The following is a 19,581-nucleotide window of genomic DNA, read 5'->3' as shown; positions in this document are numbered from 1 at the left end:
GCACAGACCGTGCAGGTGTCGGCGTACCCCGACCACTACGCCCAGTGGGAACAGCAGGCCGCCGACCTCGTCGCCAAGCACTGGAACAACTGACAGCAGAGACAGACTTTCCACCACAAGGGGGAACGCTGGCCGGCACCCGACACGGGCGCCGGCCAGCGGCACATCTCCACCAGCCGACAGCCGGCCGGCCGGGAAAGTACGGCAGGTGCGGGAACACCGACGGCCGTCGGCTGGTTGAATGAGGTGTCGGTGTGCCCAGTGTCCCCGGGCCTCACCTGAATTGCCTTCGCGGAATACCGTTCGGCTGGAGCCGCGTCGCGCCACGCGCCGAGAGGCGACCTGCACACCGACACCCAGCGCCGCCCCCGTGCCGATCCGGCCCGGGGGCGGCGCTGTCTCCTGTCCGCGTTCGTCCTCGTGTGGCGACGGTGGCGGACCCGTGCGGGTCGACGCCGCCACGACCTCGCGTACTGCGAGGCGGGGCGGGGAGTGGGCGCGGTGGAGGCAGAATGGGCCGGTGGATGTGCAGCGGGAGTGGCGCGACCAGCCGGGTGTGGTCGTACTGCCGAGTGGGGCGGCCGTGCGCGGGCGCCGCGTCGCCGACGTGGCCTCGTCTGCGGACTTCGCCCTGTTGTTGGCGCCTGGGCCGGCGCCGGCGTGGCCGCACCGGCGGATCCGGTGGCCGGACTTCTGGGTCCCGTTGGACCGGGCGGACGCGGTCGACGCGTTGACAGAGGCGCTGCGTCGGGCCCGCGCCGGCGAACGGGTGGAGGTGGCCTGCAAGGGCGGCACCGGACGCACGGGTACGGCGCTGGCCGGTTTGGCGATCCTGGACGGGCTGCCGCCGGAGCGGGCCGTGGACTGGGTGCGCGCCGCCTACCGGCCGCGGGCGGTGGAGACCCCCTGGCAGCGTCGCTGGCTGCGCCGCCTCGCCTGATCCGGCGCGATGGTGGCACGCACGGCCCGGCCACCTTGTTGTGGTTCGTGCCATCGGTGAGGTTTGCGCAGCTCACGGTGGGTAAGAGGGACACCTCGTCCGAACCTTGAGGCAGGTACCAGCACGATGGCCCCACCCCGCACCCTTGTCCGCTACCACGGTGTGCACCGCGCCGCCGCGCGCCCGGTGCCGACGATCGCCCGCACGGTCGCGTCGCTGGCCGTGCTCGTCGTGCTCGCCACGCTCTTCCTCGACGCCCTGCTGATCACCGTCGGGCTGCTCACCCCCGTCGCCGCCTCGGTGCCGCCGCTGCGGCGCTGGGTGCGCCGGTTGGCGGCCCCGACCGCCCGGGCCGTCCCGGTGCCCGGCCGCTGAGCGTTCCCGTGCCGCGTGGCTGCCCTGGTCCCGGGGTCTGCGGCACCGGGACCAGGGCGCGTCGCTTTCTCAGCGGCCGACGTACTCGCGCAGATGGCGGGCGGTCAGGGTGTCGCCGTGGGCGACCAGATCGGCCGGGGTGCCGGTGAACACGATCCGGCCGCCGTCGTGCCCCGCCCCGGGCCCGAGGTCGATCAGCCAGTCGGCGTGCGCCATGACCGCCTGGTGGTGCTCGATGACGATGACCGTGTTGCCGGCGTCGACGAGCCGGTCCAGCAGCGCGAGCAACTGGTCCACGTCGGCGAGGTGCAGGCCGGTGGTCGGCTCGTCCAGCACGTAGGTGCTCGCGCTGTCGGCCATGTGGATGGCCAGCTTGAGCCGCTGCCGCTCGCCGCCGGAGAGGGTGTTGAGCGGCTGCCCCAGGGTGAGGTAGCTGAGCCCGACGTCGACCAGCCGGTCGAGGATCACCCGGGCCGAGCCGCTGGGGAAGAAGTCCCGGGCCTCCGTGGCCGACATGGCGAGCACCTCGCTGATGTTCTTCCCGCGCAGCCGGTAGGTGAGCACCTCGTCGGTGAAGCGCCGGCCGTCGCACTGCTCGCAGACGGAGGCGACGCCGGCCATCATCGCCAGGTCGGTGTAGACCAGGCCGATTCCCTTGCAGGTGGGGCAGGCGCCCTCGGAGTTGGCGCTGAACAGCGCCGCCTTGACCCCGTTGGCCTTGGCGAAGGCCGTCCGGACCGGGTCCAGCAGGCCCGTGTAGGTGGCCGGGTTGCTGCGCCGGGAACCCCGGATCGGGGTCTGGTCGACGACCACCACGCCGTCGCGGCGGTGCAGCGAGCCGTGGATCAGCGAGCTCTTCCCGGAGCCGGCCACGCCGGTGACCACTGTCAGCACCCCGAGCGGGATGTCGACGCTGACGTCCCGCAGGTTGTGCAGGTCGGCGCCGCGGATCGACAGGTGGCCGGACGGCCGGCGTGCGTGCTCGCGGAGGCGGACCCGGTGGTCGAGGTGGCGGCCGGTGAGGGTGTCGGAGCGGCGCAGGCCCGGCACGTCCCCGGTGTAGCAGACCCGGCCGCCGGCGGCGCCCGCCCCCGGCCCGAGGTCGACCACGTGGTCGGCGATCGCGATGGTCTCCGGCTTGTGCTCGACGACCAGCACCGTGTTGCCCTTGTCGCGCAGGCGCAGCAGGAGGTCGTTCATCCGGGCGATGTCGTGCGGGTGCAGGCCCACGGTCGGCTCGTCGAAGACGTACGTGACGTCGGAGAGGCTGGAGCCGAGGTGCCGGACCATCTTCACCCGCTGCGCCTCGCCGCCGGAGAGGGTGGCGGATTCGCGGTCGAGGCTGAGGTAGCCGAGGCCGATCTCCACCAGCGAGTCGAGCAGCTCACGCAGGTTGCCGACCAGCGGGGCGACCGACGGGTCGTCGATGCCGCGGACGAACCCGGCCAGGTCGCTGATCTGCATGGCCGAGCACTCGGCGATGTTGCGCCCGGCGATCCGGGAGGAGAGCGCCGCCTCGTTGAGTCGGGCGCCCCGGCAGGCGGCGCAGGTGGTGAAGGTGACCGCCCGGTCGACGAACGCGCGGATGTGCGGCTGCATCGACTCGCGGTCCTTGGCCAGGTAGAGCCGGCGCACCTTGACCACCAGGCCCTCGTAGGTCCAGTTGTTGCTGCCCACCTTGATCTTGGTGGCCGGCTTGTGGAGGAAGTCCTCCCACTGCTGGGGCGTGTAGTCCTGGAGCTTGACGTCGGGGTCGAACAGGCCGGAGTTGACGATGGTCTGCCAGTACCAGGAGTCGACGGCGAAGTTCGGCACCGTGACCGCGCCGTCGTTGAGGGAGCGCTCGACGTCGACCATCTCGTTGACGTCGAGGTCGGAGACCCGGCCGAGGCCCTCGCAGGTCGGGCACATCCCCTCGGCCAGGTTGAAGCTGAACGCCCCGGCGCCGCCGACGTGCGGGGTACCGAGTCGGCTGAACACGATCCGCAGCATCGCGTACGCGTCGGTGGCGGTGCCGACCGTGGAGCGGGAGTTGGCGCCCATCCGCTCCTGGTCGACCACGATGGCCGGGGTCAGGTTGCGCAGCGAGTCGACGTCGGGCCGGCTCAGGCTCGGCATGAACGACTGGAGGAAGGCGCTGTAGGTCTCGTTGATCAGGCGTTGCGACTCGGCGGCGATGGTCCCGAAGACCAGGGATGACTTCCCCGACCCGGAGACGCCGGTGAAGACGGTCAGCCGGCGTTTGGGGATGTCGACGGAGACGGCCGCGAGGTTGTTCTCCCGCGCTCCGCGTACCTCGATCATGTCGTGGCTGTCGGCGGCGGACCGTGCTGGCTGCTGCATGCGAACCCTTCGCGAGATTGTGGGCGGGGTTCCGCCCGGGTGTGTCTTCGGGGACGGCTTCCTTCGATCGTCTCATTGACGGGCGTGTGGAGGGTTCTGCCGCGTTGGCCTGCCTCCCACGCCCAGAGAGGTACGGGAAGTCTCAAATAACGTGTAAGCAGGGGGTGACGCTGGCGTCCGAAGGGTGCGATCCACGTGGGAAGCGGCGCGTCAACCCGGCGCCGATGGATAACGGCTGGACCGTAACCGGCGTCCTGAGTGGAGGCTGGTCGGTGAGGTCTGCTGCGACGCACGAAGTCGCTGCGATCCGTGGTTGACCTTCGATGTGCCGAGATTTACGGTGATGGCCGAAATCGCAGAAGGGATGCCTATGCCTCTCCAGCAGCGCCGCCGCCTGGCGTCGGTCGCCATCGTGGCGACCCTCGTCGCCGCCACCGCCGTGTCGGGTACCCCGGCCGTGGCCGCCACGCCGACCGAGACCCTGGTCGGCGTGCCGCACCACAACCTGGCCATCTACGGTGCGACCTTCGGCTCCACGCCCGCGGGCGACTACGCGTACGCCGTGGCACGCGGGACCACCGGCGCGCTCAACGTCATCGACACCCGCACCGCGACGGTGGTCCGGACCCTGCCGCTGCCCGGTGCCGGCGGTTCGTGGGGCGGCACCGTCACCCCGGACGGCACCGCGTACATCGGCGCCGACAGCAAGTTGTTCCGCTACCGGCCCGGTGCGGACCACGTGGAGGACCTGGGCTCGCCGGTGCCGGGGGAGACCACGACGTGGCGCCTGGCCAACGACGGGGAGCGGGTCTTCGTCGGCACCTTCCCGACCGGCAAGGTCTACTCGTTCGACCACCGCACCGGTGCGGTCCGCGACTACGGGCAGATCTGGCCGGGCGAGCAGTACGCGCGCAGCATCGGCGTCGCCAACGGCAAGATCTACGTCGGCCTGGGCACGGTGGCCCGGCTCGTCGAGGTCGACGTCGACTCCGGCGAACGGCGGGAGATCCCGCTGCCCGAGCAGTACCGCAGCGAGCAGTTCGTCTACGACCTCGACGTCTACCAGCACACGCTCTTCGCCCGGCTCGCCAACAGCAACCAGGTGCTCGTCCACGACCTGAAGGCCGGCCGGTGGATCGGCGAACTCGGTACCGCCGCGGGCCTGAACTTCTCCCCGCCGGACGCGAAGAAGAACGTCTACTTCGGCTCGTCGGCCGGCCGCCTGATGGCCTACAACCTCGACACCCGGACGCTCACCCCGACCAGCTTCACCGGGTTCGGCACCGCCCGCGGATTCGGCTGGGCGCACCTGGACGACCCGGCGTGGCCCGGCAGGACGCTCGTCACGATCAGCCTGAGCGGCAACCTGTCCTACTACAACCCGCAGACCGGCGCCAAGAAGGTCGTCTCCGCCGGGGTCAAGGGGCTGCCCGCCCAGCTGCAGACGGTCGAGGCCGGCCCGGACGGCAAGATCTGGTCCAGCGCCTACCCGAGCGGCGGCATCACCTCCTACGACCCGACGACCGGCGCCTTCAGCGAGAATGCCGGGGCGCTCGGCCAGGCCGAGGGCCTGCACTCCTACCAGGGCAAGATCTACGCTGGCGTGTACCCGGGCGCGAACCTGCTCGAACTCGACCCGACCAAGCCCGTCGTGCGCGGCACCAACCCGCGGCAGTTCGCGACGCTTCGCACCGAGCACCAGGACCGGCCGTTCGCCATCACCGGGGTCGGCAACCGGATCGCCTTCGGCACCATCCCGGAGTACGGCCAGCTCGGCGGGGCGCTGACGCTCGTCGACCCGGCCACCGGGGCGAAGGAGGTGCACCGCAACGTCGTGCCGGAGCAGAGCGTCACCGCCCTGGCCACCGTCGGGAACCTGATCCTGGGTGGCACCGGCATCTGGGGTGGGCTCGGCATCGCGCCCACCCAGACGGAGGCGAAGCTCTTCCTCTGGGACCCGGCGACGGCGACGAAGGTCTGGGAGGGCACCGCGATTCCGGGCGCCAAGGCGATCACCCGGCTGATCGTGGCGCCGGACGGCCGGATCTGGGGGTCCACGGTCGGCACCCTCTTCGAGTTCGACCCGGTGAGCCGGACCGTGGTCCGGACCGTCGAGGTGGAGCCCTTCGACTGGAAAGTCTCCCACGTCTGGCGTAGCGACCACCTGGCGGTCGCGCCGGACGGCGCGGTGTGCGGCAACTTCCGGACCACGGTGGCCTGCGTGGACCCCGAGACGCTCTCGGTCGAGAAGCTGGCCACCGGCATCAGCGACGTGTGGACGATGGACGCGTCGGGCGTCATGTACTACGCCCGGGGCGGGGAGCTGTACCGGCTCACGCGCTGAGCCCGCCGGCCCGGTCTGAAGGGCCCCTTCCTGTCGAGTCGTGGACAGGGAGGGGCCCTTCCGCACATCCCCGGCGGCGTCGACCGCCGGGCGGGCACGAAGTTCCGGCCGGTGGGTGGACGGTACGGTGGCCCGGTGGTGACCGCGCGGAAGGGCAGTGGCCGGCTGCGGGCCGTGGACCTCGCCGCGACCGCCGGGATCTCCGTCCAGCAGGTCCGCAACTACGTCGACCTGGGCGTGCTGCCACCGGTCGAACGGACCCCCGCCGGCTACCGCATCTTCACCGCCGACCACCTCCGGGCGCTGACGGTGGCCCGCCGGATGGCCGAGGGCCACGGCTGGGCGCGTACCCGGGAGATCATGGCCGCCGTGCACCGGGGCGACCTGACGGCGGCGCTGGCGGCGCTCGACGGAGGCCACGCCGAGCTGGACCGCGAGCGGGCGGACATCCGGCGGGTGCTCGGCGCGTTCGAGACCGTGGTGACCAGCCCGCCGGCGACCCTGCCGGCGCCGCGGCGCGGGGTGCGCATCGGCGCGGTCGCCGACCTGGTCGGGGTCCGCACCTCCCAGCTACGGCTGTGGGAGCAACGCGGCCTGGTCCGGCCGGTCCGCGAGCGCGGCACCGGCTACCGGGTGTACGACCAGGCCGAACTGCGTGCCGCACAGGTCGTCGCGCTGCTGCGCCGGGGCGCGTACCCGTTCGACATCATCGCGGCCGTGCTCGACGAGATGCGCACGACCGGCAGCGCCCAACGGGTCCACGCGGAGCTGGCCCGGCGGGAGCAGGAGCTGCACCGGCGCAGCCTGCGGCGGCTGCGCGCCTCGGCGGCGCTGTACGACTACCTGCGGCATCGCGACCCGACGCTGCCGGCCTGACTCAGCGCAGCACCAACAGGTCGAGGTGGTCGACGACCGGGCCGGTCGCCTCGCGGGCGGCGGCCCGCAGTCGCGCCAGGCCGCCGGCGTACTCCTCGTCGGTGATCAACTGGAGCGGGGTGTGGGCCCGGCGGTCGAGGTGCTCGGCGAGGTCCGCCAGCGACGCGGCGGTGGTCTGCGCGACCGGCTCGACGCTGCTCACGGTGAACCCGGCCGCCGCGAACGCCGAGCGCACCCGCGCGAGGTCCGGGTAGCGCCGCAGTACCCGGACCGCCTCGGGAAACCAGTGGAACAGGGCGATCCGCTGGTGCCGGCCGGGGAACGGCGAGCGGATCAGCACGGGCGCGCCCGGCCGGAGCACCCGGCGCAGCTCGCGGGCCGCCGCGTCCAGGTCGGCGACGTGATGGATCATCGTGGACAGCCACGCGGCGTCCATCGTGGAGTCGCGTAGCGGCAGCGCGAGGGCGTCGCCGACGCGGAGTTGTCCGGCCCGGCCGGCCGGGGCCCTGGCCATGACCTGCGGTCAGCCGGACGCGCGCCCCGCGACCCGCCCGTCCCGTGCCTCGCCGAGCGCCGTCGAGGCGAAGAAGGCGTCCGCGGCGCGGAGTGCGGTCGCGTCGCCGAGCACGTCGCCGGGGCGGTCGGCGTGGCCGAGCAGCGTACCGCCCCATCGCATGCCGAGGTAGTTGGCGCTCATCCGCAGGCTGTTCACCATCGGGTCCGCCTTGGCCGGGTCCTCGTCGCTGAGGGCGCTGACCGCCCACATCGTGCGGCCGCGCATGCGGGGCCGGAAATCGACACCGGGCAGCCGCAGCCAGGTCGACCAGTGGTCGAGGTAGAGCTTGGTGGGGGCGCTGACGCTGTACCAGTAGACCGGTGAGGCGATCACCAGGTCGGTCGCGGCAAGGGTCTCCGTCAGCAGCAGCGCCTCGTTGCCGGACGGCGGGGGAGGGAACTGGCCGTGCCGGATGTCGTGGAACGGCGCCAGTGGATGGTCGGCGAGGCGGAGCCAGCGCTGCTCGACACCGGCCGGCAGCGCGGCTGCCGCGCGTCGGGCCAGGAGTTCGGTGTTGCCACCGGGGCGTGAACTACCCAGGAGGAAGAGGAAGCGCCTGACCGCACCGTCGATGTCCATCGGGGTCGAATGTACCCACCCCGGCGGCCGCGCGGGGATCGGCGGATCGCCGCTGTCGCCCTGCCGCCGCACGACCAACCGGCCGGGTTTCAGACGGCCACCGCCGCCAGCACCAGCAGGGTGCACGCCGTCTCGACCAGCCCCACCCGCTTCGGCGTGAGCCGGCGCCCGGGCAGCGCGGCGGCCCGGGCCAGCAGCGCCGCGAAGACCAGGGCGACCGGCGTCGGCGCCCAGAGCGCCGCAGCGAGCGCGGCGACGGCGTGGTACGCCCAGGACGCCCACCGGTACCGACCGCTGTCCCGCTCCCGGATCATCGTCTTGACGTACAGGATCGTGCCGACGAGGTAGCCGAGCGCCACCACCGTCGCGCCGGTCACCCGGGCCGGCGGCACCCCGGCGACCGTGGCGACGACGAACCCGAGCAGCCCGCACTGCGCCACGAAGGCGAGGTCGTTGACGAGCGCCCGGTCCCGGCGCCGACGCGCGTAGCCGGCGTTGACGGCGGCCAGGACGCCGTAGAGCGGCGCGTACGCGAGGACCGCCGGCCGGGCCGCCAGCACCGGCGCGGCGCAGAGCGCGGTGGCGACGCCGTACGCGGCCAACTGCGGGCGTACCCGCCGGAACCGGCCGGTCTTGACCGCCTGCAACCCGAAGTACGACAGCGGGTAGGCGGCGAGTACCGCCCCGAGCAGAGGCAGGTGCAGCGGGTGCGGGCCGGTGACGGTCACCGCCGCCAGGAACGGCAGCAGCAGCATCGCCCAGGCGCCGTGCTGCGGCGGCAGCCAGCCGGGTGACCGGCCCCCGGCCCGCGCGCGGCCGGTGGTGGTCGGCGTGGGCGGTCCGGCCGGGCGGCGACGGCGGGCGGGGACGGCGGTCACGGGCGTGGCGTCACGGTGAGCAGGACGGCGGCGTCCGTCACGGCGTGCAGCGCGTGCCGCCGCGGCGGGACGACCACCAGGTCGCCGGCGTGGCCCTCCCAGGACTCGTCGCCGGCCACCAGGCGTACCTGCCCCCGGAGCACCTGCAGCGTCGCCTCGCCCGGGCTGTCGTGCTCGTCGAGCGAGCGGCCGCCCCGGAGCGCGAGCAGGGTCTGCCGCAACCGGCGGTCCCGGCCGCGGTGCAGGTTGTGGGCGCTGCGCCCGCTGTCGGCCTCCCGGGCGGCGGCGAGCTGTTCGTCGGCGAGGCGGGTCAGCGAGTGGCCTTCCATCGTGCGTCCTTCCGGGTGAGGTGGCGCGCCGGTGCGCGGGGCGGGGCAGTCCGTGCGGCGGCGACCGTCGCGCAAACCGGAAGATCGTCTACCGCTTTCGGTTACCAGCTTCCGCGCCGGACCCGCCCGGCGGCAGGGCCGATGGTCCCGGAATCCGGCCGCCCGGGTCGCCCGCGCCGGCGGACCTCTCCGTTCTCCGCCGCCACGCCGGCCGCCGGGGCATCGGGAAGCCGGCCCGGCCCCCGGATCGGGCCGACTAGGGTGCGGGGCATGAAGGTTCGGCTGCTGGCGGCCACGGCGACCGCCGTCCTCCTCGCCGCCGGCGCGCCCGCCCCGGTGGCGGGCGCCCCGACCGCTCGTACCGCCGCCGTGCCGGGCGTGTCCGGCGCGGTGCCGCCGGCACCGTGCCCGAAAGCGCCCGCGCCGGCGGTGTCCCGGCCGCCGCGCCCGTCGCCGCCGCCGGCCGTGCCCGAGGAGCGGGCCGTGGGCGGGCCGGCGCTGGCCACCGCCGGCCTGGTCGTCCCCGCGGGCGTGCCGCGACCGCCGGCGGTCACCGCGACCTCGTGGCTGGTCGCCGACCTGGACACCGGCCAGGTGCTGGGCGGCTGCGGCCCGCACGAGTACGGCACCCCCGCCAGCGTGCAGAAGCTGCTGCTGGCGGCCACCATGCTGCCCCGGCTCGACCCGAAGCAGGTCGTCACCGTCACCGACGGCGACATGGACATCGAGCCGGGCTCCTCCGCCGTCGGGCTCGTCGCCGGCGGGCGCTACCGGATCGAGACCGCCTGGCTCGGGCTGCTGCTGCAGTCCGGCAACGAGGCGGCCAACCTGCTGGCCCGCCTCGGCGGCGGCCCGGACGGGATGGCCGGCGGCGTACGGGCGATGAACGAGGAGGCGCACCGGCTCGGCGCCCTGCAGACCCACGCGGTCACCCCGTCCGGCCTCGACGGGAAGGGCCAGTTCACCAGCGCGTACGACCTGGCGCTCATCGCCCGGGTCTGCTTCGCCGACCCCACCTTCCGCCGGTACGCGCTGACCGAGACCCACCGCATTCCCGCCCAGCCGGCGCAGCGGACCAAGGGCTTCGAGATCCAGAACGAGAACCAGCTCATCTACCGCTACCCCGGGGCGCTCGGCGGCAAGACCGGCTTCACCGACCTGGCCCGGCACACCTACGTCGGGGCGGCCCACCGGGGCGGCCGCCGGCTGGTCGTCACGCTGCTCGGCGCCGAACCGCGGCCCGCGCGGGGCTGGGAGCAGGGCGCCGCGCTGCTCGACTGGGGCTTCTCGCTGCCCCGGGACTCCGCCGTCGGCCGGCTCGTCGAGCCGGGGGAGCTGGCCGCCTCGGCCGCCGCCACGCCGCCCGCGCTCGCCGCCGCCGGCGAACCTCGTCCGGCCGCGGCCAGCGGCCCGCTGGAGGACGGGCTGCTCGGACGGTGGCCCGCGGCCGCGCTCGCGGTGGCCGTGCTCGGGCTGGCGGCGGTGGCGTTGCTCTGGCGGCGCCGGGCGGGGCGGCGCCGGACCCCCTGACCGTGGGCGGGACGTGTGTCGCCGCAGCCACCAGGTGCTCGTGGCCACCCACCTGCCGCAGGTCGCCGCAGGTGCGGAGCGGATCGACAACCGGCGACGGGGTCCATAGACTCCGGTCGTTCTGGTGTCGCACGTCCAGGGAGGATCCACGTGCCGAGCGAATCCCGACCGCACCCCGTCCCGCCGTCGATCGCGGCGCCCCGCCGACCGGCCCGCGCGCTGACCCGCCTCGCCGGGGTGGCCCTGGTGGCGGGTGCGCTGGTGACCGGTGGCGGCGCCGCCGCGGTCGCCGCGCCCGCCGGGTCCCCGGCCGGCTCCGCCGCCGGACCCCGGGTCACGCCGGGACCGTGCGCCTACACCGAGACACCGGAAAAGCCGGCCGCCCGGCCGGTTCCGCTGCCGCCCGACCCGAGGCGCACGCCCGACCGGGGCACGGTGCGGGTGACGCTGCGGACCAACCAGGGGCCCATCGGGCTGACGCTCGACCGCGAGGCCGCGCCGTGCACCGTGCAGAGCTTCCTGCACCTGGTGCGGCACCGCTTCTACGACCGCACCTCCTGCCACCGGCTCACCGCGTACCCGACGCTGAAGGTGCTCCAGTGCGGTGACCCGTCCGGCACCGGCTCGGGCGGCCCCGGCTACCGGTACCTCGACGAACTGCCCACCGACCTGCCGCCGGCACCGACCGACCCGACCGGCGTGCGCCGGCTCTACGCCCGGGGCACGCTCGCCATGGCCAACGCCGGCCCGGACACCAACGGCAGCCAGTTCTTCCTGGTCCAGTCCGACTCGGCGCTGCGCCCCAACTACACCGTCTTCGGCTCGATCGACGCCGCCGGCCTGGCCACGCTCGACCGGATCGCCGCCGGCGGCATCGCCCCCACGGCCGAGGACCCGGCGCCGGTCGACGGCGCGCCCGCCCTGCCGGTCGACATCCGCCGGGCCGTCCGGCACCACCACCACTGACCGTCTCCACCGCCCCGCCCGGCCGTCCCTCGGCCGGGCGGGGGCGGGGCTGGCGGTTCCCGCGCGTACGCCTATCGCCGGACCCGGGGTCCGACGGGCCGGCACCCTGATAGACAGGAGGCGTGGACAGGGCGGGCCGGGCCGGCCGGCGGCCCCGGGGCGCCGCCGCCCGGGCCGTCGCCGTGGCCGTGGTGGTCACGGCGCTGGCGCCGGCCTGCACCCGGCCCGGTCCGTCGCCGTCGCCGTCGCCGTCGGTGTCGGTGTCGGCGGCCCCGACCGCGACCGCGACGCCGCGCGCGCCGGGCTTCGTCGTCCTCACCGACGTCGACCCGAGGATCCGCACCGACATCCGGTACGCCACCGCGCACAACTTCGTCGGCCGGCCGGTCGCCGGTTACCTCGAACCGCTCTGCCTGCTGACCCGGCAGGCCGCCGAGGCGTTGCGCCGGGTGCAGGACGCCGCGCTCGCCCGGGGCCGCAGCCTGAAGGTGTACGACTGCTACCGCCCCCGGCGCGCCGCCGACGACTTCGTCACCTGGGCGAAACAGCCCGGCGAGCAGCAGATGAAGGCCGAGTTCTATCCCCGGGTGGCGAAGTCGAAGCTGTTCGACGAGGGGTACATCGGCGCCCCCACGGCGCACAGCCGGGGCAGCACGCTCGACCTGACCCTGGTCGACGTGCCGACCCCCACCCAGGCCCCGTACGCCCCGGGCCAGCCGCTGGTCTCCTGCACCGCCCCCAGGGGGCAGCGGTTCGGCGACAACAGCGTCGACATGGGCACCGGCTTCGACTGCTTCGACCCGCTCGCGCACACCGACTCGCCGGGAATCACCGGCACCGCGCGGGACAACCGGCGGCTGCTGCGGCAGTTGATGACCGACGGCGGCTTCGTCAACTACGACCGCGAGTGGTGGCACTACCGCTACCGCGACGAGCCCTGGCCGGACACGTACTTCGACGTGCCGGTGGCCCGCACCTCGGTGCCGAGCGGATAGCCGGCGGAGCGGCCCACCGGCGCGGCGGGCGATCGGCGCGGCGGGGCAAGGGCCGGTCTCGGCGAGGCGCGCGGCGGGACGCGATGCGGCGCGGGGCGGGCCCGTCCGGCATGATCGCCTCGGGAGGGGCGCCGCCGCGCGGGGCCCGCGGGACACTCCGACGGCGGCGCGTCGTCGGCGAGGGGAGCCGGCAGTGACCACCGAACGCATCGGCCCACCGCTCACCGGAGGCGAGCGCGAGATGCTCCGCGCCTTCCTCGACTACCACCGGGCGACCCTCGCCATGAAGTGCGACGGGCTGTCCGACGAGGACCTGCGCCGGCAGTCGATGCCCCCGTCCACGCTGTCACTGCTCGGCCTCGTCCGGCACATGGCGGAGGTGGAGCGCAACTGGTTCCGGCGGACCATCGACGGCGAGGACGTCCCGCTGGTCTGGTCGGACTCCGGCGACTTCCAGGTGGCGTACGACGCCAGCGGCGCCACCCGGGCGGAGGCGTTCGACGCCTGGCAGCGGGAGGTCGCGCACTCCCGCCGGATCGAGCGGGAGGCGGAGTCGCTCGACGTGACCGGCCACAACGCCAGGTGGGGCGAGGACGTGTCGCTGCGGCTGGTGATGCTGCACCTGATCCACGAGTACGCGCGGCACAACGGCCACGCCGACTTCCTGCGCGAGGGCATCGACGGCACCGTCGGCGCCTGACCGGCACCGACGGCAGCGGGGGCGCCCGGGCGCGGCGGTCAGCCGTCGGCGCGCAGCGGCAGCCAGGCCAGCACGTCCTGGATTTTCGCGTCCCAGTACGCCCAGTCGTGCGCGCCGGGGGAGAAGTCCACGGTGAGCGGGACGCCCCGCTCACGGGCCGCCGCGACGAAGGCCAGGTTGTCCTCGTACAGGAAGTCCTCCGTGCCGCAGGCTACGTAGAGCGCGGGCAGGTCGGTGCCCGCCTTGTCGAGCAGGGCGACGGCGTCGTCGTCGCTGCCGGCGACGGCGCGCTCGCCGAAGACGGTGTGCCAGACCTGGGCGTCGATCGGGTGGGCCGGATGGTGCCGGCGGCCGGCCACGTCGAGCGCGCCGGACAGGCTCGCCGCCGCCGCGAACCGGCCCGGGTCGCGCAGCGCCCACTTCACCGCCCCGTAGCCGCCCATCGAGAGCCCGGCGACGAAGGTGTCCTCCCGGCGCGCCGAGAGCCGGAAGAACTGGTGGCACAGCCCCGGCAACTCCTCGCTGAGGAAGGTCCAGTACCGGTTGCCGTGCTCCTCGTCGCTGTAGAAGCTGCGCCCGACCTGGGGCATCACCACCGCCAGGCCGAGCGGCGCGACGTACCGCTCGATGGACGTGCGGCGCAGCCAGATCGTGTCGTCGTCGGACAGGCCGTGCAGCAGGTAGAGCACGGGCGGGTCCCCGTCCGGGGCACTGCCGGCCATGCCGATCTGCGAGGAGGTTCGCTGCGGCAGGAGCACCGTCATCGAGGTGCTGAGACCGAGCACCTCGGAGTAGAAGTCAGCACGCATCAGGGCCACGGTCGTCGACCGTAGCCCATCCTCGGCCGGCGCCCACCGGGGCGGTGCGGTGGCTCAGCCGGCTGCCGGGCCGGCCCGCCGGGTCGTGGCCCGCAGCCGGTCGTCGAGCGCGTCGAGGTCGGGGACGAACCACACGTGGTCGGCCTGGTTCGACTCCTGGACGAGGGCGCGCAGGGCAGCGCTGGCCGCGAGGTGTCGGGAGATGTCGCCGACGACGACCAGACGCAGCCGGTAGTTGACGAACTTCTGCATGACCTCGCCGGCGAAGCGGGTGCCGAGGGAGAAGAAGGACGGGTCCAAGCGGTGCGCGGGCACGGCCACCACCTCGGCGCCGAGGAAGGCCGCGCCGATCAGGTCCAGCGCGTCCTGCGCCGTGGCCACCGGCGGGCCGTCCGGGTCGCACACCAGCACCGGCACGCCGGCCCGCTCCCGCACCACGTCAGGCATTCCCGACCTCCCGGGTGAGCAGGCCGTTGTCGCCGTCGAGCACCGCGTCGAGCAGGCGCAGCACCTCGGCGGTGTCGGCGGCGCCGCCGAGTATCACGATCTTCATGCGGTGTCGCTCCTCGTCGTGGACGGTCTGGACGCGCAACGGGTGGCCGGGGTCGTGGCCGGTGTTCGCCCCGGCCACGACGAGCGTGCCGAGCCGGTCGGCCGCGGCCCGGTCGACGCCGTCGATCTGCACGATGCTCGACACCTCCACCGCCGGGCCCGCGGCGGGACGGGACGGCTCCGGCCGCCCGGTCAGGGCGTCGAGGTCGGCGCGGGCGATCCGGTACTGCTTGCCGATCCGCACCGCCCTCAGTCGGCCGGCGCGGATGTAGCCGCGCACGGTGCGCACGTGCAGACCGAGCCGCTCGGCCACCTGCTCGACGGAGTACATTTCCTCACTCATCACTCCCTAACCTAGTTCGGAAGGGGAGTGATAGGGAAGTCGAAAGCGGTGCGGGGTCCTGTGACGCGGCCCACCGGCCGGTGCGCGCCCGGGCACATCCATTGCGGCCACCGTCCGGCGCGCCTACTGCCATCCACGCAAGGTCAAACCGAATGACCCAGGGGCGCAGCTCTATCGACGCGGATGTTGCGGTCTGGGATGTCAGCCAACGCAGCGCATGGAGCCGCCTGGTCGGAGAAGAAAGTCACTGACGTCCAGCTGCACTACCTGCCGTGGGACGACTACATCAGGGGTTTCTGGTGCACTCGGATCACCGTCCGGTCCGGCGCCGCCGTGGCCGAACTGCTGCTCGGCGGCGACGGACGGGACGGGCAGCTCAGCCCCGCAGCAGACAACGTCGCGGTTCTGTTCGACCCGCCTCAGCTTCCAGAGTGGGAACCGACCGCACACTGAGGTCGAGGCCTCTTTCCCGCTTCGTTGGGAAACGGAAGCGATGTCCGGCCGCGACCCGCAGCGCGGCCTAGGCACGGCGCATGCGGGTCGCAGATTGCGGCGAACTGCGCCGTCTTACCCCGGCGGTAGCGTGGACGCGCACGGACGCGCGAGGGAGGACGAATCGTGGCGGACAGCCGGGAGAAGGTCAGCGTCACCTGCGCCGAGTGCGGCTACACGCGGTCTGTGCGTGCGGTGCTGGTCCGCGGCTTCGACGCGCTGGTGTGCGCCCGGCACCGTCTCCCCAGTCCGCCGGCCTCGTTGGTCGTACCTGCCGGTTACGTCGTGACCGTCACCCCGAACGTCGCCGGATATTACACCGGCCACACCGTCGGCGAGTCGACCGCGGCCGAGGCGCGCTCGCTCTGGCGTGCCGCGGCGCTCGCCGCCGCCGCAGCCGACCGCCCCGCCCTGCCATTGCCGCCGGCCGCGGACGTGCCGGCCTGGCAGCCGGTCGTCGACGCACTCACCGCCGAGCTCGGTCCCGACGGCTGGGAGCTCGCCGACGCCGCCTCCGAACGCGGCCGCCGGGGCCCGGTGTGGACGGTGAAAATCTACACCGACTTCGGCTGGGCCGGGTTCCTCGCCGGGTCGCCTCGGCGGATCGCCGCAGATCTGGCAGCGATCCGCGACGACTACGCCCGGCAGACTGCCGCCGCCGGGCTGACCTGCCCCCGCTGCGACGCCGACCTGTCTCCGGCCGCGCCAGCCACTCGCTGCGGCTGCGGCTCGATTGCCTGGCATCCGGTCGCCTGGACCGCTGGGGACCTGGTGTCGGCGATCGCCGACGTGCTGGCCTACGTCGACGATGCCCCATCGTATGAGGTCGCCTCCGAGCAGGTGTTGCTCACCTGCCTGCTCGAACCACCCCACATCGAGTGGGACGCGGGCGAGCTGCCGCGGGTAGCGGGCACCTTCGACGACATTGCGGCTGCGCTGCGGGTGCTCGTTCCGAGCGCGCGCTGGGCGACGATCGGTGGACGATTGTGCGGAGTGCTGCCAGTGGGGGTCCGTTGGGAGGGCGGCCCTGGGGCACAGTTGCGCCAGGCGGCGAGTGTCCTCGGGTACCGCGTCCACCCGATCAGTTCCCTGCGCATTCCCTGCCTGGCGGCGGGTGATGACGCCGACCACGACCTGCCGACATGGTTCGACGTCACCGCCTCGGGCGAGGGCTGGCAGTTGCGTATCGACGCCGACGCCGGCCGGCTGTGGCAGCGGTGCGTCGACGAGCATCCGGACGTGGACGACACCGACCTCGACGAGGTCGTCGGTGACGTGCTGGGCGACGCCATGCTGTCCGGGGATCACGCGGTGTGGTCGGTAGCCACGTCTTGGTGGGAAGGCGTCCTCGCGGTCGCGCGCCCGATCGACGACCCGTTCGACGCTGCGGCGCTGTGCGCGGCGCTACGCGAGGGCGTCGAGGCGGTAGCTTTCCTTCACGCCACCGCCACCACCCGCGTCACCGCCTCTTTACGCGGTGTCAAGTAGCCGTCCGCAGCCGCCACCTCGTACTAGCCCGATACCGCGCGGTCATCACAACGGACTCAGAAGGGCGGACCGATCTGACACTCGCTCGCTGAGTACATTTCCTTACCCATCACTCCCTGACATAGCGGTAACAGGGATTGATAGGGGAGTCTAGAGCGGTCCGGGATCCTGTGACGCGACCCATCGGCCTGTGCGCGCCCAGGCGGCCGTAGGCGAATATCCATTGCGGCCACCGTCCGGCGCGCCTACCGTCATCGGCGCAAGGTCAACCGAACGACCCAGGGAGTACGCCGTGTCGCAGCGCACCCGCACCGACGCCGTGTGGCCGACGCCGCGCGGCGGTGCCTCGCTGCCCACATGGGAGCGCGCCCTAGGTCAGCGCCGTCCCGAGCAGGGCCGGCAGTCGGGGTGGCGGCGCGACTAGCGTCAGCGCGCACGCGCAGCCGCCCACCCCACCGGGGACCGGGCGGCTTTTTCGTCCACCCGTACCGACATCACTCCGCCCCGTTCCGGCGCCGTCGACCCTTCTCAACTCCACAGTGGAAGCAACACCCCGGTCGCCGCCCACCACGGGCCGACCGGGGAGACGACACCATCACCGGGATGAGGGAGCTGGCTGACCCGCTCGCCTTGGGCGCGAGAGACACGGGTTCGATTCCCCGGTCCCGGACGGCAGGACAGGGCGTCGACCCTGCCCTGACACGGGCCGTTGGAGCAGTTGGAAGCTCCGCCCGGTTCTCAGCCGGGAGGTCACGGGTTCGAATCCCGTACGGCCTACGCGGCGACGCCGGAGCGGCGTCGCCGGCACGCGGTTGTGGCGCAGCCAGGTCAGCGCGTCACCATGCCACGGTGAAGATCGCCGGTTCGAATCCGGCCAACCGCTCCACCCGCCGGGCCCCGCGCCCGCCGGGCCGGCCGCGCGCTGGGCGCAGAGGGGTCGTGCACGCCCCCTCTCACCGGGTTCGACTCCCGGGCGGTCGTCGATCCTTCCGGTCGCGCCGAGACGGGTGCCGACCAGCCGACGACACGAGGAAACGACGATGAGTTTCACCCCGCTCGCGGGCACCCGCGCGCCGGTCCGGGTCTGGACCGACCCGTACGACATCGAGCCGCAGGCCGCCCAGCAGCTGCGCAACATCGGCGCGCTCCCGTGGGTGGAGGGCGTCGCGGTCATGCCCGACGTGCACTTCGGCAAGGGCGCCACGGTCGGCTCCGTCATCGCGATGCGGCAGGCCGTCTCGCCGGCCGCCGTCGGCGTCGACATCGGCTGCGGCATGTCCGCGGTCCGGACCTCGCTGACCGCCGCCGACCTCCCGGACGACCTGGCCGGGCTGCGGTCGGCGATCGAGGCCACCATCCCGGTCGGGTTCGCCCAGCGGGAGAAGCCGGTCGACCCGCGCCGGATCCGGGGCCTGGAACAGGCGGGCTGGGACGACTTCTGGCGCCGGTTCGCCGACCTCGACCGGCGGGTGGCGCAGCTGGAGACGCGGGCCCAGCGGCAGCTGGGCACGCTCGGAGGCGGCAACCACTTCATCGAGGTGTGCCTGGAGCAGGGCGGCGCCGACGAGGGCCGGGTGTGGCTGATGCTGCACTCCGGCTCCCGCAACATCGGCAAGGAGCTGGCGGAGCGGCACATCGCCGTCGCCCGGCGGCTGCCGCACAACACCGACCTGCCCGACCGGGACCTGGCGGTGTTCCTCGCCGGCACGCCGGAGATGGACGCCTACCGCCGGGATCTGTGGTGGGCGCAGGAGTACGCGCGGCGCAACCGGGCGGTCATGCTCGCCCTGCTCTGCGGCGTGGTGCGGGAGCAGTTCCCGCAGGTGCGCTACGACGAGCCGATCAGCTGTTTCGCCGGTGAGACCCAGGTGCTTACGGACCAGGGCTGCCGGCCCATCCGTGACCTCGCAGGGGGACGGCACATGCTGCTCACTGCAAAAGGTCGCTGGGTGAAGGCACCGGTGGCATCGTTTGGCCGTCAGCGCTTGTACGAGGTGACGGTTGGTCGTTTCGGAGAGGAGAAGGTGATCCGGGCGACTGCGGAGCACCGGTGGTTGCTTCGGCCGAAGGTGAGCCACAACCGAACGGAGTCAACCACCCTAGGTTTGCGGGTCGGGGACCGCCTCGATTACACGTTCCCCCGTCCTATCCCCAATCTCCGTCCATCTCGGAAGGGCGTGGCGCGAGGCTTTGTCTACGGCGACGGATCGGTATCGGGCAACAGTCTTGCTCATGTCGACTTCTACGGTCCTAAGGATGATGCTCTACTTCCATACTTCGATGATGCGAGTCGTCTGCGAACCTACCACTACACTTACGGACAGGGTTTGGCGAACAGGAAGAGTCACGTCTCGAAGCGTCGGGTCACAGAGCAGGATCTAGCTAGTGCCGTGACCACGAACGTTCACGGTGTTGGTTGACACGCCGCGCGGCCTGTCGGCCGGGCGGCGTTGTGCCGGTCAGGCTGTGGCGGTGGC

The 19,581-nt window shown here is 73.3% G+C and carries 19 protein-coding genes and 3 tRNA genes; 14 read left to right on the top strand and 8 right to left on the bottom strand.

Going from position 1 to position 19,581, the window contains the following annotated elements:
- Positions 1 to 520 precede the first annotated feature (520 nt).
- Together ACZ6O2_RS34925 and ACZ6O2_RS34920 are read left to right on the top strand one after the other, a co-directional pair.
- Positions 521 to 940, top strand: a complete 420-nt coding sequence (locus tag ACZ6O2_RS34925; RefSeq protein ID WP_350712280.1) for a protein-tyrosine phosphatase family protein — start codon at positions 521 to 523, stop codon at positions 938 to 940.
- Between the two features lie 126 nt (positions 941 to 1,066).
- Positions 1,067 to 1,315: a hypothetical protein gene (locus ACZ6O2_RS34920; RefSeq protein ID WP_466025981.1), complete on the top strand. Its 249-nt coding sequence runs from the start codon at positions 1,067 to 1,069 to the stop codon at positions 1,313 to 1,315.
- A 69-nt stretch (positions 1,316 to 1,384) separates the two neighbouring features.
- Here ACZ6O2_RS34920 and ACZ6O2_RS34915 read toward each other — a convergent pair whose 3' ends face one another.
- Positions 1,385 to 3,658: an ATP-binding cassette domain-containing protein gene (locus tag ACZ6O2_RS34915; RefSeq protein ID WP_466025980.1), complete on the bottom strand. Its 2,274-nt coding sequence runs from the start codon at positions 3,656 to 3,658 to the stop codon at positions 1,385 to 1,387.
- Between the two features lie 370 nt (positions 3,659 to 4,028).
- Between ACZ6O2_RS34915 and ACZ6O2_RS34910 the strand changes: the two genes are divergently transcribed.
- Together ACZ6O2_RS34910 and ACZ6O2_RS34905 are read left to right on the top strand one after the other, a co-directional pair.
- Positions 4,029 to 6,002 (top strand): YncE family protein, encoded by a 1,974-nt coding sequence (locus ACZ6O2_RS34910; protein WP_466025979.1) that lies wholly within the window; start codon positions 4,029 to 4,031, stop codon positions 6,000 to 6,002.
- A gap of 135 nt (positions 6,003 to 6,137) precedes the next feature.
- On the top strand, positions 6,138 to 6,878 hold the full coding sequence (locus tag ACZ6O2_RS34905) for a MerR family transcriptional regulator (protein ID WP_466025978.1): 741 nt from the start codon (positions 6,138 to 6,140) through the stop codon (positions 6,876 to 6,878).
- 1 nt (position 6,879) lies between these two features.
- Here the strand turns inward: ACZ6O2_RS34905 and ACZ6O2_RS34900 are convergent, their stop codons facing one another.
- The 4 genes from ACZ6O2_RS34900 to ACZ6O2_RS34885 all read right to left on the bottom strand — a co-directional run bounded on the left by ACZ6O2_RS34900 (position 6,880) and on the right by ACZ6O2_RS34885 (position 9,220).
- Positions 6,880 to 7,392 (bottom strand): class I SAM-dependent methyltransferase, encoded by a 513-nt coding sequence (locus ACZ6O2_RS34900; protein ID WP_466025977.1) that lies wholly within the window; start codon positions 7,390 to 7,392, stop codon positions 6,880 to 6,882.
- Positions 7,393 to 7,401: 9 nt separating this feature from the next.
- A complete protein-coding gene (locus ACZ6O2_RS34895; protein WP_466025976.1) occupies positions 7,402 to 8,013 on the bottom strand; it encodes a flavodoxin family protein in 612 nt (203 codons plus the stop codon).
- Between the two features lie 89 nt (positions 8,014 to 8,102).
- A complete protein-coding gene (locus ACZ6O2_RS34890; RefSeq protein WP_466025975.1) occupies positions 8,103 to 8,891 on the bottom strand; it encodes a YwiC-like family protein in 789 nt (262 codons plus the stop codon).
- Positions 8,888 to 9,220: a cupin domain-containing protein gene (locus tag ACZ6O2_RS34885; RefSeq protein ID WP_350712288.1), complete on the bottom strand. Its 333-nt coding sequence runs from the start codon at positions 9,218 to 9,220 to the stop codon at positions 8,888 to 8,890. Before ACZ6O2_RS34885 ends, ACZ6O2_RS34890 begins: the two co-directional genes overlap by 4 nt.
- Before the next feature lie 270 nt (positions 9,221 to 9,490).
- On the opposite strand from ACZ6O2_RS34885, the gene ACZ6O2_RS34880 reads away from it, so the two are divergent.
- From ACZ6O2_RS34880 to ACZ6O2_RS34865, 4 genes are all read left to right on the top strand, one after another.
- The gene (locus tag ACZ6O2_RS34880) at positions 9,491 to 10,750 is read left to right on the top strand and encodes a D-alanyl-D-alanine carboxypeptidase family protein (RefSeq protein ID WP_466025974.1); all 1,260 of its coding nucleotides are present in this window, start codon (positions 9,491 to 9,493) and stop codon (positions 10,748 to 10,750) included.
- 150 nt (positions 10,751 to 10,900) lie between these two features.
- Positions 10,901 to 11,716: a peptidylprolyl isomerase gene (locus ACZ6O2_RS34875; protein WP_466025973.1), complete on the top strand. Its 816-nt coding sequence runs from the start codon at positions 10,901 to 10,903 to the stop codon at positions 11,714 to 11,716.
- 122 nt (positions 11,717 to 11,838) lie between these two features.
- Complete coding sequence (locus ACZ6O2_RS34870; RefSeq protein WP_466025972.1) at positions 11,839 to 12,711, top strand: M15 family metallopeptidase; 873 nt, start codon at positions 11,839 to 11,841, stop codon at positions 12,709 to 12,711.
- Between the two features lie 193 nt (positions 12,712 to 12,904).
- Complete coding sequence (locus ACZ6O2_RS34865) at positions 12,905 to 13,411, top strand: DinB family protein (RefSeq protein WP_350712291.1); 507 nt, start codon at positions 12,905 to 12,907, stop codon at positions 13,409 to 13,411.
- Positions 13,412 to 13,449: 38 nt separating this feature from the next.
- Here ACZ6O2_RS34865 and ACZ6O2_RS34860 read toward each other — a convergent pair whose 3' ends face one another.
- The 3 genes from ACZ6O2_RS34860 to ACZ6O2_RS34850 are packed head-to-tail and all read right to left on the bottom strand — an operon-like array spanning position 13,450 to position 15,124.
- Entirely contained in the window at positions 13,450 to 14,229 is a 780-nt protein-coding gene (locus ACZ6O2_RS34860; RefSeq protein ID WP_466025971.1) for an alpha/beta hydrolase, read from the bottom strand.
- Between the two features lie 54 nt (positions 14,230 to 14,283).
- A complete protein-coding gene (locus ACZ6O2_RS34855; protein ID WP_466025970.1) occupies positions 14,284 to 14,676 on the bottom strand; it encodes a DUF4180 domain-containing protein in 393 nt (130 codons plus the stop codon).
- Entirely contained in the window at positions 14,669 to 15,124 is a 456-nt protein-coding gene (locus ACZ6O2_RS34850) for a helix-turn-helix domain-containing protein (protein WP_350712294.1), read from the bottom strand. The genes ACZ6O2_RS34855 and ACZ6O2_RS34850 overlap by 8 nt, the downstream gene beginning before the upstream one ends.
- A 198-nt stretch (positions 15,125 to 15,322) precedes the next feature.
- On the opposite strand from ACZ6O2_RS34850, the gene ACZ6O2_RS34845 reads away from it, so the two are divergent.
- From ACZ6O2_RS34845 to ACZ6O2_RS34820, 6 genes are all read left to right on the top strand, one after another.
- Positions 15,323 to 15,577, top strand: a complete 255-nt coding sequence (locus ACZ6O2_RS34845) for a hypothetical protein (protein WP_466025969.1) — start codon at positions 15,323 to 15,325, stop codon at positions 15,575 to 15,577.
- Between the two features lie 165 nt (positions 15,578 to 15,742).
- Complete coding sequence (locus ACZ6O2_RS34840; RefSeq protein WP_466025968.1) at positions 15,743 to 17,104, top strand: hypothetical protein; 1,362 nt, start codon at positions 15,743 to 15,745, stop codon at positions 17,102 to 17,104.
- 597 nt (positions 17,105 to 17,701) lie between these two features.
- Positions 17,702 to 17,775, top strand: a tRNA-Pro gene (locus tag ACZ6O2_RS34835).
- Between the two features lie 32 nt (positions 17,776 to 17,807).
- Positions 17,808 to 17,881, top strand: a tRNA-Glu gene (locus ACZ6O2_RS34830).
- A 31-nt stretch (positions 17,882 to 17,912) separates the two neighbouring features.
- Positions 17,913 to 17,990, top strand: a tRNA-Gly gene (locus tag ACZ6O2_RS34825).
- Positions 17,991 to 18,144: 154 nt separating this feature from the next.
- Entirely contained in the window at positions 18,145 to 19,524 is a 1,380-nt protein-coding gene (locus ACZ6O2_RS34820) for an RtcB family protein (protein WP_466025967.1), read from the top strand.
- The last annotated feature ends 57 nt before the right edge of the window (positions 19,525 to 19,581 follow it).

Source organism: Micromonospora sp. NPDC048040, assembly GCF_055587185.1.
Note: the sequence above shows the minus strand (reverse complement) of the source record. Positions and strands in the feature narration are given on the sequence as shown.

What these genes read in the sequence shown, in the direction of transcription:
- ACZ6O2_RS34920 (WP_466025981.1), top strand. Translation starts at nt 1,067, where the DNA reads ATGGCCCCACCCCGCACCCTTGTCCGCTACCACGGTGTGCACCGCGCC.
- ACZ6O2_RS34915 (WP_466025980.1), bottom strand. Translation starts at nt 3,658, where the DNA reads ATGCAGCAGCCAGCACGGTCCGCCGCCGACAGCCACGACATGATCGAG.
- ACZ6O2_RS34910 (WP_466025979.1), top strand. Translation starts at nt 4,029, where the DNA reads ATGCCTCTCCAGCAGCGCCGCCGCCTGGCGTCGGTCGCCATCGTGGCG.
- ACZ6O2_RS34900 (WP_466025977.1), bottom strand. Translation starts at nt 7,392, where the DNA reads ATGGCCAGGGCCCCGGCCGGCCGGGCCGGACAACTCCGCGTCGGCGAC.
- ACZ6O2_RS34895 (WP_466025976.1), bottom strand. Translation starts at nt 8,013, where the DNA reads ATGGACATCGACGGTGCGGTCAGGCGCTTCCTCTTCCTCCTGGGTAGT.
- ACZ6O2_RS34885 (WP_350712288.1), bottom strand. Translation starts at nt 9,220, where the DNA reads ATGGAAGGCCACTCGCTGACCCGCCTCGCCGACGAACAGCTCGCCGCC.
- ACZ6O2_RS34880 (WP_466025974.1), top strand. Translation starts at nt 9,491, where the DNA reads ATGAAGGTTCGGCTGCTGGCGGCCACGGCGACCGCCGTCCTCCTCGCC.
- ACZ6O2_RS34855 (WP_466025970.1), bottom strand. Translation starts at nt 14,676, where the DNA reads ATGCCTGACGTGGTGCGGGAGCGGGCCGGCGTGCCGGTGCTGGTGTGC.
- ACZ6O2_RS34850 (WP_350712294.1), bottom strand. Translation starts at nt 15,124, where the DNA reads ATGAGTGAGGAAATGTACTCCGTCGAGCAGGTGGCCGAGCGGCTCGGT.
- ACZ6O2_RS34845 (WP_466025969.1), top strand. Translation starts at nt 15,323, where the DNA reads ATGTCAGCCAACGCAGCGCATGGAGCCGCCTGGTCGGAGAAGAAAGTC.
- ACZ6O2_RS34820 (WP_466025967.1), top strand. Translation starts at nt 18,145, where the DNA reads ATGAGTTTCACCCCGCTCGCGGGCACCCGCGCGCCGGTCCGGGTCTGG.